The organism is Flammeovirgaceae bacterium SG7u.111 (assembly GCA_034044135.1).
Lineage (GTDB): Bacteria > Bacteroidota > Bacteroidia > Cytophagales > Flammeovirgaceae.
Window position 1 is genome coordinate 336,001 of the sequence record CP139021.1, and the last position, 14,642, is coordinate 350,642.

At 40.0% G+C, this 14,642-nt stretch carries 11 protein-coding genes; 9 read left to right on the forward strand and 2 right to left on the reverse strand.

The features are described 5' to 3' along the window. The first annotated feature begins 26 nt into the window (after positions 1-26). From R9C00_01320 to R9C00_01345, 6 genes are all read left to right on the forward strand, one after another. Positions 27-1,100 carry an efflux RND transporter periplasmic adaptor subunit gene (locus R9C00_01320; protein ID WPO36088.1) on the forward strand — a complete coding sequence of 358 codons (1,074 nt, stop codon included), beginning with the start codon at positions 27-29 and terminating at the stop codon, positions 1,098-1,100. Next, on the forward strand, positions 1,100-4,180 hold the full coding sequence (locus tag R9C00_01325; protein ID WPO36089.1) for an efflux RND transporter permease subunit: 3,081 nt from the start codon (positions 1,100-1,102) through the stop codon (positions 4,178-4,180). Before R9C00_01320 ends, R9C00_01325 begins: the two co-directional genes overlap by 1 nt. A 132-nt stretch (positions 4,181-4,312) precedes the next feature. After that, the gene (locus R9C00_01330; GenBank protein ID WPO36090.1) at positions 4,313-5,680 is read left to right on the forward strand and encodes a TolC family protein; all 1,368 of its coding nucleotides are present in this window, start codon (positions 4,313-4,315) and stop codon (positions 5,678-5,680) included. 99 nt (positions 5,681-5,779) lie between these two features. Beyond that, on the forward strand, positions 5,780-6,844 hold the full coding sequence (locus tag R9C00_01335; protein ID WPO36091.1) for a histidine kinase: 1,065 nt from the start codon (positions 5,780-5,782) through the stop codon (positions 6,842-6,844). Between the two features lie 48 nt (positions 6,845-6,892). Further along, positions 6,893-7,660 carry a LytTR family DNA-binding domain-containing protein gene (locus R9C00_01340; protein WPO36092.1) on the forward strand — a complete coding sequence of 256 codons (768 nt, stop codon included), beginning with the start codon at positions 6,893-6,895 and terminating at the stop codon, positions 7,658-7,660. Between the two features lie 58 nt (positions 7,661-7,718). Beyond that, positions 7,719-8,792 carry an adenylate/guanylate cyclase domain-containing protein gene (locus R9C00_01345; GenBank protein WPO36093.1) on the forward strand — a complete coding sequence of 358 codons (1,074 nt, stop codon included), beginning with the start codon at positions 7,719-7,721 and terminating at the stop codon, positions 8,790-8,792. A 406-nt stretch (positions 8,793-9,198) separates the two neighbouring features. Here R9C00_01345 and R9C00_01350 read toward each other — a convergent pair whose 3' ends face one another. Then, complete coding sequence (locus tag R9C00_01350) at positions 9,199-10,785, reverse strand: glycosyltransferase family 39 protein (protein ID WPO36094.1); 1,587 nt, start codon at positions 10,783-10,785, stop codon at positions 9,199-9,201. A 154-nt stretch (positions 10,786-10,939) separates the two neighbouring features. Here R9C00_01350 and R9C00_01355 point away from each other — a divergent pair, with 154 nt between their 5' ends. Beyond that, a complete protein-coding gene (locus R9C00_01355; protein ID WPO38753.1) occupies positions 10,940-11,881 on the forward strand; it encodes a glycosyltransferase family 2 protein in 942 nt (313 codons plus the stop codon). A gap of 220 nt (positions 11,882-12,101) precedes the next feature. Then, entirely contained in the window at positions 12,102-12,269 is a 168-nt protein-coding gene (locus R9C00_01360; GenBank protein ID WPO36095.1) for a DUF1328 family protein, read from the forward strand. 110 nt (positions 12,270-12,379) lie between these two features. Here the strand turns inward: R9C00_01360 and R9C00_01365 are convergent, their stop codons facing one another. Next, complete coding sequence (locus tag R9C00_01365; protein ID WPO36096.1) at positions 12,380-13,282, reverse strand: DUF72 domain-containing protein; 903 nt, start codon at positions 13,280-13,282, stop codon at positions 12,380-12,382. A gap of 294 nt (positions 13,283-13,576) precedes the next feature. On the opposite strand from R9C00_01365, the gene R9C00_01370 reads away from it, so the two are divergent. Then, positions 13,577-14,530 (forward strand): CPBP family intramembrane glutamic endopeptidase, encoded by a 954-nt coding sequence (locus R9C00_01370; protein ID WPO36097.1) that lies wholly within the window; start codon positions 13,577-13,579, stop codon positions 14,528-14,530. The last annotated feature ends 112 nt before the right edge of the window (positions 14,531-14,642 follow it).

Sequence of the window (14,642 nt, forward strand, 5' to 3'; positions counted from 1 at the left end):
TTTCAATCACATAAAGCCTGATTATAATGACTTTAAAACATCCAAGCTTTTTTCTGCTGCTACTCATCTCTCTGGCTATTGTAAGCTGTAGCGACTCAAAAAAAGAAGAAGCGAAAGAATCTGTCAAATTTGTAAAAGTTGAAAAAGTACGTGGAGGATCCCAAGGAGGGAAAATGGTTTTCAATGGTAAAATCAAAGAAAAAAGCCTTACATCACTTTCTTTTAGAGTAGGAGGACCACTAGTGAAGTTGAATGTAAAGGAGGGAGATTTTGTTCGCAAAGGACAGACTATTGCTCAAATAGACAAAAGAGATTATCTGCTCAACATACAATCTACCAAGGCGCAGTACGAGCAGCTCACGGGCGAATACGAGCGCTATAAGGAGCTTTTCAACAAGAAAAAAATACCGGCCAATTCGTATGAAAAAATTGAGTCGGGCTATCTTATGGCCAAAACGGCTTACGAAAATGCCACAAACAAGTTGGTGGATACAGAATTGAAAGCGCCAGTTTCAGGTTACATCTACGAGCGATTCACGGAAAACCATCAAACAGTTGCCCCAGGCATGCCTATCGTTTCTATCATCGATCTTTCAGATATTGAAGTAGTAGTTTCCGTAGCTGAAAATCAGTTGCTAGCAGTGAAAAATAGCGAAGAAAGCTTCTTGACTGTGAAAAATGCGAAAGTGGAGAAGTTGCCCATCAGCTTATTGAGCATTGGGGAAAAAACTAAAAAAGATGGTCTGTTTGAGGTAAAGTACTCTTTAAAAAAGAGCGAAGACTTACCGATTTTCCCTGGAATGTCTGCGGAGGTGACCATGTTTAGCAAAGGAAGTACAGAAGCATTAAGTGTACCTTCTGGGGCGCTGTTCACGCAAGATGGCAAAAACTGTGTGTGGGTGTATGATGCCGAGGCTAAGAAAGTTGTGAGAAGGGAAGTAAATGTAAAGAGGATTGCTTCGGAAGGGAAAATTGAATTGATAAGTGGGTTGAAAGTAGGCGAAGAAATAGTGACAGCAGGGGTTTATTCCCTTCAAAATAATCAATCGGTATTGCCTATCGAAAAACCATCAGAAACCAACATAGGAGGGATATTGTAATGCTGAAGAAAGTATTAGATCAAAAAGCCCTGCTCAACACGCTGTTGGTAGGGGTGGTGTTAGGTGGGGTTCTGTCCTACCTAAGTATAGGAAAATTGGAAGACGCCGAAATTAAAGTAAAAACGGCGGTAGTTGTAACGCTTTATCCTGGGGCTACGGCTCATGAAGTAGAGTTGGAGGTGACCGATGTGCTTGAAAAAGCAGTTCAAAGCATGGAAAACATCGATGATATTTCGTCTAGGTCGATGCCCGGTTATTCTGAAATTACGGTAAATATTAATAAATCAGTATCGAGTAGCGATATTCCACAGATGTGGGATTTGTTGAGAAGAAAAGTTCGAGATATCCAAACCTCTTTGCCCGCTGGGGCTCAAACCCCAATAGTGGCGGATGATTTTGGAGATGTGTATGGGATTTTTGTAGCAATGACCGGCGAAGGCTATGAATACGACGAATTTTCCGATTATGCGGAATTTCTCAAAAGAGAGCTTTTAGAAGTAGATGGAATTAAGCGGGTCGCATTGTTTGGAACACAAATGGAAGCGGTTGATATTTCTATTTCTGCAGAAAAGCTGGCGAGTTTGAGCATCAACCCAATATATATAGTAAGAGCTATGTACGACCACGGCCAAGTGGTGAACCCGGGTAGTATAATTTCTGGTTCTGAACGAATCAGGCTAAGTGTGGGGAGTAAGTATTCTACCATAGATGAAATAAAAAATATTTTGGTGCAAGTTCCCGATGGCGGCAGCTTCAAATTGGGTGATATTGCGGAGGTCAAACGTACATTTTATGAGCCTAAAAGAGAAGGCTTAACTTATAACGGAGAAAGGGCAATTAGCTTAGCGCTTTCTATGGAAAGCGGGGTGAATGTAGTGACTATAGGTGACGAATTCGACAAAAAAATAGAGGAGCTTCAAGCCTCTTTGCCTGCGGGTATTGAGGTACATAGCGTATTCTCGCAGCCTGATAGGGTTAATTATGCCATCAATGGATTTATCGTCAACCTCGTTGAGTCAGTATTGATTGTGATGGTAGTGTTGCTTTTCTCCATGGGAATGCGCTCTGGTTTATTGATTTCTAGTGGGTTGTTGTTTACTATTCTAGGTACATTTATCGTAATGTCTCTATTCGATATTCAATTGCAACGAATTTCCTTAGCGGCGATCATCGTAGCAATGGGGATGTTGGTGGATAATTCTATAGTAGTGGCGGATGGTATCTTGATCGATTTGAAAACGGGAGTAGATAGAAAGCTAGCGTTTACCAACATCGTAAAGCAAACGGCATTGCCTCTTTTAGGAGCAACGCTCATCGCAATTTTAGCATTTATGCCCTTGGCTCTTTCGCCTGACTCGGCAGGGGAATATTTAAGCTCTTTGTTCTATGTATTAGCAATCTCACTTTCTCTGAGTTGGATATTTGCCGTAGTTCAAACACCGTACATGGCATCAATTTTCTACAAGAAAAGCCTTCCAAAAGCGAAGAAAAACGCTCCTAAAAATCCATTTGAAACACCATTTTATCAAAAATTTAGAGGAATGGTTGAATGGGTGCTGCTCCACAAAAGAAGCTTTTTAGTTGCATCAGTAGTACTATTGGTTGCTTCGCTTTATTCCTTCCAGTTCGTGAAATTTAAATTCATGCCTACGCTTGACTACAACCAGTTTTTGGTTGAATACAAATTACCAAAAGGCTCTGACCTAACTGCGGTTGAAAAAGACATGCAAGAAATTTCGGAAGAGCTGTTGAGTTGGGACGAGGTCTATAATGTGACAGCAGCAGCAGGTAAAACTCCAGCGCGATATACATTGATTCGCCCTATGGCAAATAGTTCGAGCAACTACGGAGAGTTTGTAATTGATGTAGAGGATTATGACGCTTCGGTAGTGGTAGGGGAAAAAATAATGAAATACCTTGAGCAGAATTATCCTTATGCCGAAGCCCGAAAAAGAGTCTATGGACCAATTTTTACCGAATACGATATTGAAGTTCAGTTTTCTGGACCAGACCCCGCAGTACTCAGGAACTTGGCAGAGGAAGCCAAGGCAGTGATGAGGAAAGAAGAAGGAACTGTGTACGTAACAGATAACTGGAAAAATAAAGTGAAAGTCCTTACTCCTGAATACTCGGTGGAAGAAGCTAGCAAAGTGGGGGTTTCCAGAAGTGATGTATCAAATGCGATTGCAGTAGCCACCGACGGCTTGGCTGTGGGGGTTATGTACGAAGGAAACGAAATGCTTCCCGTAAAGCTCAAATTAGATGAGCCTATTGGCAAAGACATTGACAAAGTGTCGAGTATCCCTGTTTGGGGGATGCAAAGCCAATCGAGTGTGCCATTGGGCAAGGTTACGGAAAATATTAAAATGGAGTGGGAAGAAAATGAAGTATATAGGTACAATAATAAAAGGGCAATTAGAGCTCAATGTGACCCAGCTTCTGGATACTTAGCTGAAGAAGTGGAGGGCAGGCTAAAGCCGAAAGTGGTTGAAGCCATTAAATTACCTCATGGATATACAATGGAATGGAAAGGTGCAGGAGCAGACAGCGCTGAATCACAGCAAAACTTGTTCAAGAATCTTCCTCTTGCATTGGGGATCATGCTTATTATCGTAATTGCTTTGTTCAATAACATAAAACAAGCAGTTATTATCTTTACCATTTTCCCTTTTGCCATGTTGGGTATAGTAGTTGGGTTTGTGAGTACTGGTGCAACGTTTACTTTCATTGGTATCATTGGCGCATTAGGCCTAATAGGTATGATGATTAAGAATGCGATTGTACTGTTGGATGAGATCAACCATAATATAAAAGAAGGAAAAGATCAACTTGAATCGATAGTAGCTTCCACACTTTCAAGGATGCGCCCTGTATTTTTGGCTTCAGCCACCACTATTTTGGGAATGCTACCGTTGCTTTTCGATGTAATGTTCCAATCTATGGCCATTACTATCATATTTGGTCTGTTGTTCGGTACGCTTATTACTTTATTCGTAATTCCAGTGCTTTATGCTCTATTGTTCAGGGTTAATACAAAACCTCTTCGCAAAAAAGGAAAGGAAGGGGCTGTGCCTGCATAAATAGGGAAGTTGAATTTATATAAAGTTTGCCTGCCATTTTTTTGAGCGGTTTGAAAAGTGGAATTGAAGGTAAGCTATCCATAAAAGTTGGTCGGGGGAAGCCCTCGACCAGCTCTTTCAAAAAATAAAAAAATGAAAAAGTTAATTCTTTATATTTCAATTATAAGTCTTGCCGTGGGTACAGTAAATGCCCAAACGGTCATGACTTTGGAAGAATGTCGCCAGCAAGCGATTTCTTACAACAAAGAGCTAAAAAAAGCTGGTTTTCAACAGGAAGAGGCTCTTGCCAACCAAAAAGCAGCTCGGACAGCTTATTTACCTCAGGTAGGAGCCGAAGCAAGTGCTTTCTTTTTGGCTGATGTAGATGATATTTCTATTCCAGGTGGTTTTTTGCCAACTGCCGAAAGTGCCGAAGCAGCGCAAGCTGGAAATTTTTCTGGTACTAGTAATGTTTGGTCCCCTGGAATGTCATTAGAAATGGGAAATGTATCTGCCTTGCTGGGTAGTGTAAGTATCATCCAACCTATTTATGCAGGTGGCAAAATAAGAAATATCAATAGCCAAGCGGATGCAGCAGTGGATATTACCGTTATGTTGGTCAACTTAAAATACGCAGAAGTGGTGGAGCTTACCGACCAAGCTTTTTGGAATGTGGCGATGATAGATGCTAATATAGAGCTGGCGGAAAAGTACATTGAGATGTTGAGCGAACTGGAAGAAACGATGATTGATATGTATGATGTAGGCTTGAAGCCTGCAAGTGAAAAGCTCCGGGTGAGTGTCCAAAAAAACGAGGCGGAATTGCAGTTGATGAAGGCTAAGAACGGATTGAAAGTTTCGAAAATGTACCTTAATCAAGTACTTGGGCTTGAGCTAGATGCCGATGTGCAGATAGATTATCCAAAGCCGCTCCAAGCAGAAATGATTGATATGCAAAATGGGGTAAGCTTGGCTTTTGAAAATAGGAATGAACTGAAAGTGATTTCCAAGCAAATTGAAATTGCTGAGTTGGAGAAAAGAGTGGAGGAAGCCGATTACTTGCCAGAGTTTGGTTTGAGCTTAGGCTATCAGGCAGTCCACCTTGGCAACCTGACCGAATCGGTGATGCTCAATCCAATGATAGGGGCTCAGTTGACTATCCCAATTTACCAATGGGGGCAAGCAAAGCACAAGCGAAAAGCTGCCGACTTCAAAAAGATGCAGGTAGAGACTGAGCTTGACAATACACAAGATTTGGTAAACCTCGAAGTGTTGAGAGCAAAAGTGGAAATAGAAGAGGCATATGAAGCCATTGCGATAGCTCAAAAAAATATTGGAGAAGCGGAAGAAAGCTTGGAAGAAACCAAGGCAAGCTTTGAAGTAGGGTTAAACACTACTACCGATTTGCTCAATGCCCAAGCCGATTGGCAAAATGCAAATTCGCAACTCATTACGGCGATGGCCAAGTTTAAGACGCTAACCACCAAATGGGAGAGGGTAACAGGAACATTGGCTCCATAGTTTCTTATTTCGGAAAGTTGGCCAAGAGTCATATATTGCAATATCGAAAGTAATAATTGCTGTAATGTGTATAAACTAATTTGAGGGATATAAAAAGAGATGTTTGATGTAGCAAGGTATAAAAAGCGCCCAGTTATTTGTGACATAACCACAAAATATACCCCTGTTTCTATTCTGCTGAGGTTTGTGGTGGTAAGTGTTATTGCTATTTTATCCATCGAGTTTATAGACCGTTCTAACCTAGAGTTCACAGGGAAAGATGATGCGACATTGCTTCATTATGTAATCATTACCATCGCCTACTATATTTTGAGCGAAGGCTTGATTGTAATAGATAATGTCCTCGAATATTTTTTCCCTATTCCTATAAGGTTAAGGTTACGGATTGCCATTCAATTTCTGTTGACCCTTTTGTTGATTGTACTTGTCTATTTATTTACGGAGGTGATAGCCTTTTCCTATTTTCATTTGATTGTGCATCAGTCTGCGTTTTACATGGGCATAGCCTTAGGGCTTGTTTTTGTTACCTTGTTTTCGAGTACCTTGCTGCTCAGTAGGTTTACCGAAAAATGGGTAAATGCCCAAAAGCACATCGACGACCTGAAGCGAGAGAAACTGAAAATGGACTATTCGGTATTGCAAGACCAGCTCAACCCGCATTTTCTTTTCAATAATTTGAGTGTGCTAAAATCTCTGATCATTTATGATGGCGATGCCGCAGTGAAGTTTACGGAGAACTTTACCGATGTGTACAGGTATGTGCTCCAGAGCAAGGAAGCGCAAGTAGTGGATTTTCAGGAAGAATATGAATTTATCAACTCTTATGTAGGGCTGCACAAAGAGCGGATTGGAAAAGGGTTAGATGTTCGGCTTTCAGTGTCGGAAGCGGCTTTTTCCAAAGAGATTGCTCCCATGACACTTCAATTGTTGATTGAAAATGCAATCAAGCATAATATTACCAGTAAGGTCGATCCCTTGAAAATCGATGTCTACACTGAAAATGGACACATTGTGGTAAAGAATAATTTGCAACTCAAAGAGTCTTCGTATTCTACCAAAACAGGTTTGAGTAATTTGGTTAAGCGCTATCAGTTACTAACTTCCAAAGAAATTTTAATTGACGATAGCAATGAGTTTTTCATTGTAAAGGTGCCACTACTGTAACATAGTAGAATTGTGAAATAAATAACTGCTTAAGAAGCACTAGTGCTTATGAAAATAGTAATACTTGAAGATGAAGAGCATAATGCCCGTTTGCTAAAAGGAATGCTGGCAGGTATCCGTCCCGATTGGGAGGTGATAGAAGAGCTGGACAGTGTAAAAAGTGCTGTCGCATGGTTTTCTAGCAATCTTGCCCCCGATCTAGTTTTTATGGATATTCAACTCACCGATGGGGTCTGTTTTTCTATTTTCGATCAGGTTCAATTCGAAAGTATGGTAGTTTTCACCACAGCTTACGATCAATATGCCATCCAAGCTTTTGAGGTAAATAGTGTTGATTACCTGCTCAAGCCCATTAAAACAGAGAAACTGCTCAATGCTATCCTCAAGTTTGAAAAGTTACATCAGCAAACAAGTACCGAATTTAGTAAAACGGATTTTCAAGAGCTTGCCAGTGCGATCCGAAGTGGCGAAAAGAAATTCAGAAAACGTTTTTTGGTAGCTGGAGCAACAGGCTATTCCAAATTGGAGACAAATGATATCGCTTATTTCTACACAGAAAACCGCCTGACCTATGCGGTGGATTTCAAAGGGAAAAAACATGTGTTGGATTTTACCATAGAAAAAATAGAGGAGCAGGTAGATCCTGAGCAGTTTTATAGGGCAAACCGCAGTGTGATCCTCAACAGCGATGCTGTACAAAAAATAGAAAACTATTTTGGAGGCAAGCTCATCGTAAAGTTGATTTCCCCATTAACAGAACCAGTAACGGTGAGTCGTTTGCGGGCGACTTCCTTCAAAAATTGGTTGGACGCCTAATATGATACATTACTCTTGCTATATTTCTTCTACTAATGTTACTAAACTCTCATCTGACTTGAAAAACAAGAACCACAAAATCCTTCGCGATTATTTAATAGGCTGGTTCATTGCTGCTCTTATTTGGTTTTTACTTTCCAATGTGCACAATGTAGAGCATGTGGAAATATATAGCCCTAACTCTTCTTTTTGGGAAGAAACACTTATAATGGGCATGTTTTGGCTTGTTCAAGGCTTGGGGTTTTATGCCCTTCACATATTTATAGAAAGGTTTGTGACAGGAAGAGTACCATTCATTAAACTAATGGCTATTACTATTACATTCCAGTTGGTGATAGCTGTTTTAGCAATTGCCCTTTTTTTTGTGATAATCAAAATCTTCACCGATCTTATCCAAACCTCATCCGTTTGGGAAATCCTTCAGCTCCCTCTTATTCCTACTGCTATTTTTTATGCTCTTGTAGTAAACTTTGGGATCAGTATCTCCATTAGGGTAAGTATGATTTTGGGTGATGGTACTTTGTTCAAGATAATTACGGGGAAGTTTTACCAACCAAAGGTTGAAGAACTGATTTTTATGTTTTTAGATTTAAAAGGCTCAACTACCATTGCTGAGCGAATTGACCACACGGATTACAGCAAACTCCTTCAAGATTGCTTTTATGATTTGGCGGTTGTACATCAATTCAAAGCTGAAATTTATCAGTATGTAGGTGATGAGGCAGTGTTGGTTTGGAACACAACAGATGGAATAAATAACATGAATTGCATAAAGGCATATTATGCCTTTGAAGAGCGGATTATAGATAAAGCAAGCTATTATCAGGAAAAATATGGCATTGTTCCAGAGTTTAAAGCAGGGTTACAGATAGGAGAAGTTACCGTAGCCGAAGTAGGTGAGCTAAAAAGGGAAATTGCTTACCATGGAGATACTATAAATACAGCTTCTAGGATTCAAAAACAGTGCAATGCATTACGAGCCGAGCTGCTCGTTTCCGAAAAGTTGCTCAACCTATTAGAGTTAACACCTTCTGTGAGGTCTATTGCCAAGGGAGCTTTTCACCTGCAGGGCAAAAAAGAGGAACTGAATTTATTTGCAATTGAAAAAAATACTTGGTCCAGTCAAAGTTGATTTTATATTCAAGATTAAATTTGAAATTTGTTTTTTACGGTTTTAGTAGAAATGTATCAAGAACATTTGATTTTTTTTAAATCATACTGAAAATAGTGCTAAATTTGTGTGGTTCATGAGTGAGCTACAAATTAAGCCTCAAACAAGGAGTATAACCTAAATGAGGTCAAAAATGTAAAATAACTGTTATTATGTCGTTGAAAACGTTTGCAAAGGCATGAATTAAACGTTACTTTTACGTTCGAATCAATTAAGATATTCATGGCTGTATTTTCATAACCATACAGTTTATAAAAATATTTAAGATTAATTCGTCGGATACTAAACAAGCGAAATACTATTCACCCCGTCTATTTTTTAGACGGGGTGTTTTTTTTATTCGTAATAGCATTGGCTTTCTTTTCACCTACATTCTTTCCAGAATGATGGTGGTGGTAGGCTCGAACAAATCTCGGTGCTGATGAATTAACTTGAAATCCCCCATTTTTTCTAGCTCCTCTTTGTGGTCAACAGTGCTGATCACGTAAACTTTCCCCTCTTGCTGAATGAATTTTGTGACCTCCTCTTCGGTCTTAAGCTTTGGGATTGGTTTTTTTAAGTAAAAAGGAAATGCTGCATTCATGTTGCGGTAATGGACAATTGGTCTTTCCACGTCTATTTTAGGCAAAGCTAGGCGCACAGGGTTCACTTCATCTACTTGTGGGAAAACGACATAGCTAAAGAGCAAGCTAGTGATGATAAATGAAGCTGAAAACACAAAAAACATCGTCCTGATTTTTCGCTGGTAAGCAAATATACAAGCGATAACAGCTCCTATGGGCAATGCAAGGAAATAGAAGGATAAATGGGTGAGGTGAGCAAAATAGCTTTCATGCTGCAAAGCAATGTAGATGGCAACAGGAATGGCAATGGTGATAAGTGTGTAAAAGATTAGGCTTATGATAGATAGTTTTTTTCGGATGTGCCCAGAGACTTCCAGTTTGTGCATGAAGTAACCTATCAAGATAGCAGCAAAGGGAAAGCAAGGAGCAGGATAACTTGGCAACTTAGTTCTGGAAATACCAAAAAAGACTACAAAAATGCTAAGTACGATTAGTGAGAAAAGTATCAGATCATTGGATTTTCGTTTGTTCCATGCTCTGCCTAAGGCTTGGAAAATATATTGGCTAAAAGGCAAAAGTCCTGTTATTACGAATACGAAAGGCATGAAAAATGGTCCGCCATGTCCTTCCATTTCTGCTGAAAAACGGCTGATATTATGCTTTAGGAAAAAACCTTCTGTCCAAGCCCAGTTGGTAGCTATAGTAACGGCAACGTACCATGGTAAGGCTATGAGAAGGTAAAGCAAAGCACCTGAAAATGGCCGAAAGCTCATTATTTTTTTCCAAGTAAAATCTTTTTTGAAGATGATAAAGAAGAGGATGATTAGGCCTGGAAGTGCTAAAGCCACAGGCCCTTTTGCCAAGGTAGCCAGGGCCAGCGAAGTATAGAAAAGGTAATAATACTTGACCTTTCCCGAGGAATAGCCTGCAAAAAAGCTATGTAATGCCAGTGTGATGAAAAAGATAAGGTAAGGGTCGGGCACTGCCAGATGAAATTGGATGATTAGCTGAAGGGAAGATAACAAAGTAAGTGCTGAATAAAATGCCACATCTTCGCACAGGTATTTCCTAGTAAAAAAATAGGTAGCCAACACAGTCAAAATTCCGCAGATAGTAGAAAAGAAGCGTGGGGCAAATTCATTCACACCAAAAATTTTATAGCCCAGCATCATAAAATAATAATGGAGCGGGGGTTTGTCCGTCCTAAGTTCATAATTGAAAGTAGGGACAATCAGGTTGCCGCTTTCTAACATTTCTCGGGCACATTCGCTATTTTTAGCTTCGTCGAGAACATAGATGGAATAGCCTCCTATATTGGCTGTGAACACCAAGGCAGATAGCACTAAAAGGATGGCAAAATGACGGTTGATACGTTTCGAGGTCGAGGTCATGGGTTACATACAAACACCAAGGGCTATGCCTTCAGTTTTAATATAAAGTTCTTTTTAAAAGCTAAGAATTACTTGCCAATACTAATACATTTGCCAGCAAAACTAGTGAAATAGAGGGTAGACTTCTTGCCACAAACATTAATTTTTTATGTCTATGAAATTGTCCGTAGTAGTTACATTACTCAACGAAGAAGATAATATAAAACCCTTGTTGGAAAATATCCAAAATGCATTGGTCGGTTTTGAGTATGAAGTAGTTTTGGTTGATGATGGCTCTACTGATAAGACGGTGGAGAACGTGAAAAAATATGGGGATGAGCGGGTGAAGCTGGTGATTTTTTATAAAAATTATGGACAGACTCCTGCGATGTCGGCGGGGATAAATGAAGCAGAAGGGGATTACATTATCACAATGGATGGTGACCTGCAAAACGATCCTTCGGATATTCCAGCCATGCTGCGCAAGTTGCAGGAAGAAGATTGGGATGTGGTGGCTGGTATCCGCAAAAACCGCCAAGATGGAATGATTTTGAAAAAAATTCCTAGTAAAATAGCCAATTCCATTATTCGAAAAATGACGGGTGTGTATATCCACGATTATGGCTGTACGCTCAAGGTTTTCACCAAGGAAATAGCCAAAAACCTCGGGCTATACGGCGAACTCCACCGGTTTATTCCTGTGCTAGCTCACCTTCAGGGTGCAAAAATCACCGAAATGCCCGTGAAGCACCATGCGCGGATGTTTGGAGAATCTAAATATGGGCTTGGCAGAACATTTAAGGTTGTGAGCGACCTTATCCTGATGGTGTTTCTTCTGAAATACTTCCGCAGGCCTATCCACCTTTTTGGTCCCGTGGGCCTGTTTAGTTTTTTCTTGGGTTCGGTCATCAATATTTATTTGCTCATGGTCAAACTGATGGGCAACGATATTTGGGGGCGGCCTTTGCTCATATTAGGAATTACCCTCTTGCTGGCGGGCATCCAATTTATCACCTTTGGGCTCATCTCGGAGATAATGATGCGAACCTACTACGAATCACAAAACAAAACGGCTTACCATATAAGGCAGGTGGTTTGGGGAGAGAAGAAAAAGTAATACAAAGAAGTGGGTAAGCTTAAATTAGTTCCCCTTTCTTATTTTACCCACGCAACTTTTTTTCTTGTGGAAAAATAGTCTCAACTATTCCCCATTTGTTGTAAAAAATAATTCACAACCTTCTGTTAAAACAGCCTTTTTGCACCTAAAATGGGCTTGGAATACTATTTTCATTATGTATGTCAGAAAACAAAACTCTTAACTTAAAACTGATATACCTATGTTACGATGGACAATAGCATTTTTTCTTATAGCCGTAATTGCGGCAATTTTGGGCTTTGGTGGAATAGCGGCAGGAGCTGCCACTATCGCTAAATTTGTCTTCTTTATTTTTGTAATTGGATTTATTGTATCCCTTATCACGGGCGTGGTTAGAAGCAATAGATAAAGTAAGACTTTTCAAAGTCACTTTTTCCAAGAAAATAAAAAAAGCATTACGATTCAACCAAATGAATCGTAATGCTTTTTCTGTAAAAGATTGTTTGTACAGAGATTTTATTAGAATAAAGATCTCTGTTTCATCACAGGCATCAAGTTTACCCTTTTTGCTTTTAGGTTTGGCTTTTCACTTATCTTTTTGGTGATATAGTAGGCCATTTCTGGGCAATTGATATCATCGGGCTCGTGCACAAAGAAATAGCAGCGGCGCATACCCATAGTAGCCCATTCCTCCAGCTTATCTACCCATTCATCGGCTCGTTCGTAGTCCGTAGGGTGGAGGTCGTTGCCCACAAAGCGGATCATGGTTTCATCTGTTGTTCTGTTTTGGTGGAGCACATCTCGGCGACCAGCTACATCGGTAATGACCATGAGCATCTCTTGCGATTCGAGTAAATTCCTGGCATTTTCAAATGCACTTTGGTTGGAAAACCACTCTGGGTGGCGAAACTCTACAGCCAAGCCCAGCCCAGGGGGAAAGTTCAAGATAAAATTCTCCAATTTGGAAAACTCCCTAGGGGTGAAATTAGGAGGAAGCTGAAGGAAAAAACTTCCAAGTTTTTCTGCCAAAGGGATAAAAGCATTGCAGAATTGGTGCGTAAGTTCCACACAGTTATCTAGCCTGCGCAAATGGCTTATCTCTCTCGATACTTTTGGGCAAAATTTAAAATCATCATCACTTCTTTCTTTCCAGTTCATTATCGTCTGAACATCTGGAGTTCGGTAAAAAGTGGTATTAAGTTCTATAGTTTGGAAGTGACGGGAATAGTGGTTGAGAAATTCATCGCTCTTGCTATTATCTGGATAGATTTTCCCTTTCCATTCTTTGCAGCCCCAAGCAGGGCATCCAATAAGAATTTCACTACTGTTGTTTTCAGGATTAATAAGTTTATTTATACCTTTTCCATCTTTCGGAAGGGTAAAGTCAACATCACTGATGTCAGTCAGCTTTCCGAACTTCATAGTTGTTACACAATTTTGATAGTTAATAAAATATCCCTTTCAGGCTCATTCAGTAAGCTAAAGAGCATTCCTACGTAGGTTAAGGCATACTGAGCCCATAAAGTATATAACCTTATTTAGTTGATAATTGTTCAGTGTTTTGTCCCCATTTTTTGAGTGGAAGGCTTTGCTATTGGTGTGGAAAATACCTCATCTATGTTTTAGAAAAATGAGTATTTATTGAAAAGACAGCTTTTTTGGACTAATTTTCCCATTGTGCATACATTTTATTTTTTAATTGAAACCAGTTTATAAATGAACCATTTGGAAAGAGCCCTCGACCACCAAAACGAGTGGTGGAAGTATTTGATAGTTTTTGTAATTGGGTTTCTAGCTGCCAATGTCATTGGAGCTATTCCTTTGATAATTGTAATTGTGGCCAAAACGGTGGAGAGCGGTGGAGATATCCAGCCTAATCCAGGTAATATGGCAGACCTTTCTGTCTATGGCATCTCTGGCAATTTAGGTTTGTTTCTACTCATCTTGCCCTTTTTGTTTGGGCTTTTGGCAATGATCCCTATGTTCAAAATCTTGCACAAAAGGCACCTGAAGGAAATTATAAATGGGACAATGAGCGTCCGTTGGGGGCGTTTCTTTTTCTCCGCTGCCATCTGGGGTATAATTATGCTGGCTTCCTTGCTACTTGGTTTGGCGCTCGACCCCGAAAACTTCAAGCTTCAGTTCGATCCCAATTCATTTTTTATTTTAATCCTGATTTCCCTCGTTTTCATACCCTTCCAAACTACCTACGAAGAAGTGGTTTTTAGAGGATACTTCGCCCAAGCTGTAGGGGCTTGGACTAAAAACAGATGGTTGGTTATCCTCATTCCTTCTATCCTTTTTGGGCTGATGCATATAATGAACCCCGAAGTGGAGGAGTACGGTATTTTGCTCATGCTCCCCCAATACATATCTGTAGGACTTATTCTGGGCATAGCAGCTACCCTCGACGACGGTATAGAAACAGCGATGGGTTTGCATGCCATCAACAATATTTTCCTTTCTATTTTTCTTACTTCTAAATCGTCGGTGCTGCAAACGCCGGCAATGTTCGAGCAACTTAACATAGAACCTGTTACAGATTTGATCATGCTGTGGGTGTTTGGGGCTATTTATCTGCTGATAATGGGCTATAAGTACAAGTGGAAGTTTGGGATGTTGAATCAGAAGGTGGAAAAAGAAGAAGGAGTACTCGGTTTGGCAGATTAGATATAAAGAAACTCCGAAAATCAATATATTGCTCAGTAGTGTAACAGTGTTGATTTTCGGAGTTCAAGGTGCGGTAAGATTTAGCTTTTCCCGTGAATATTTATGTTGGGTT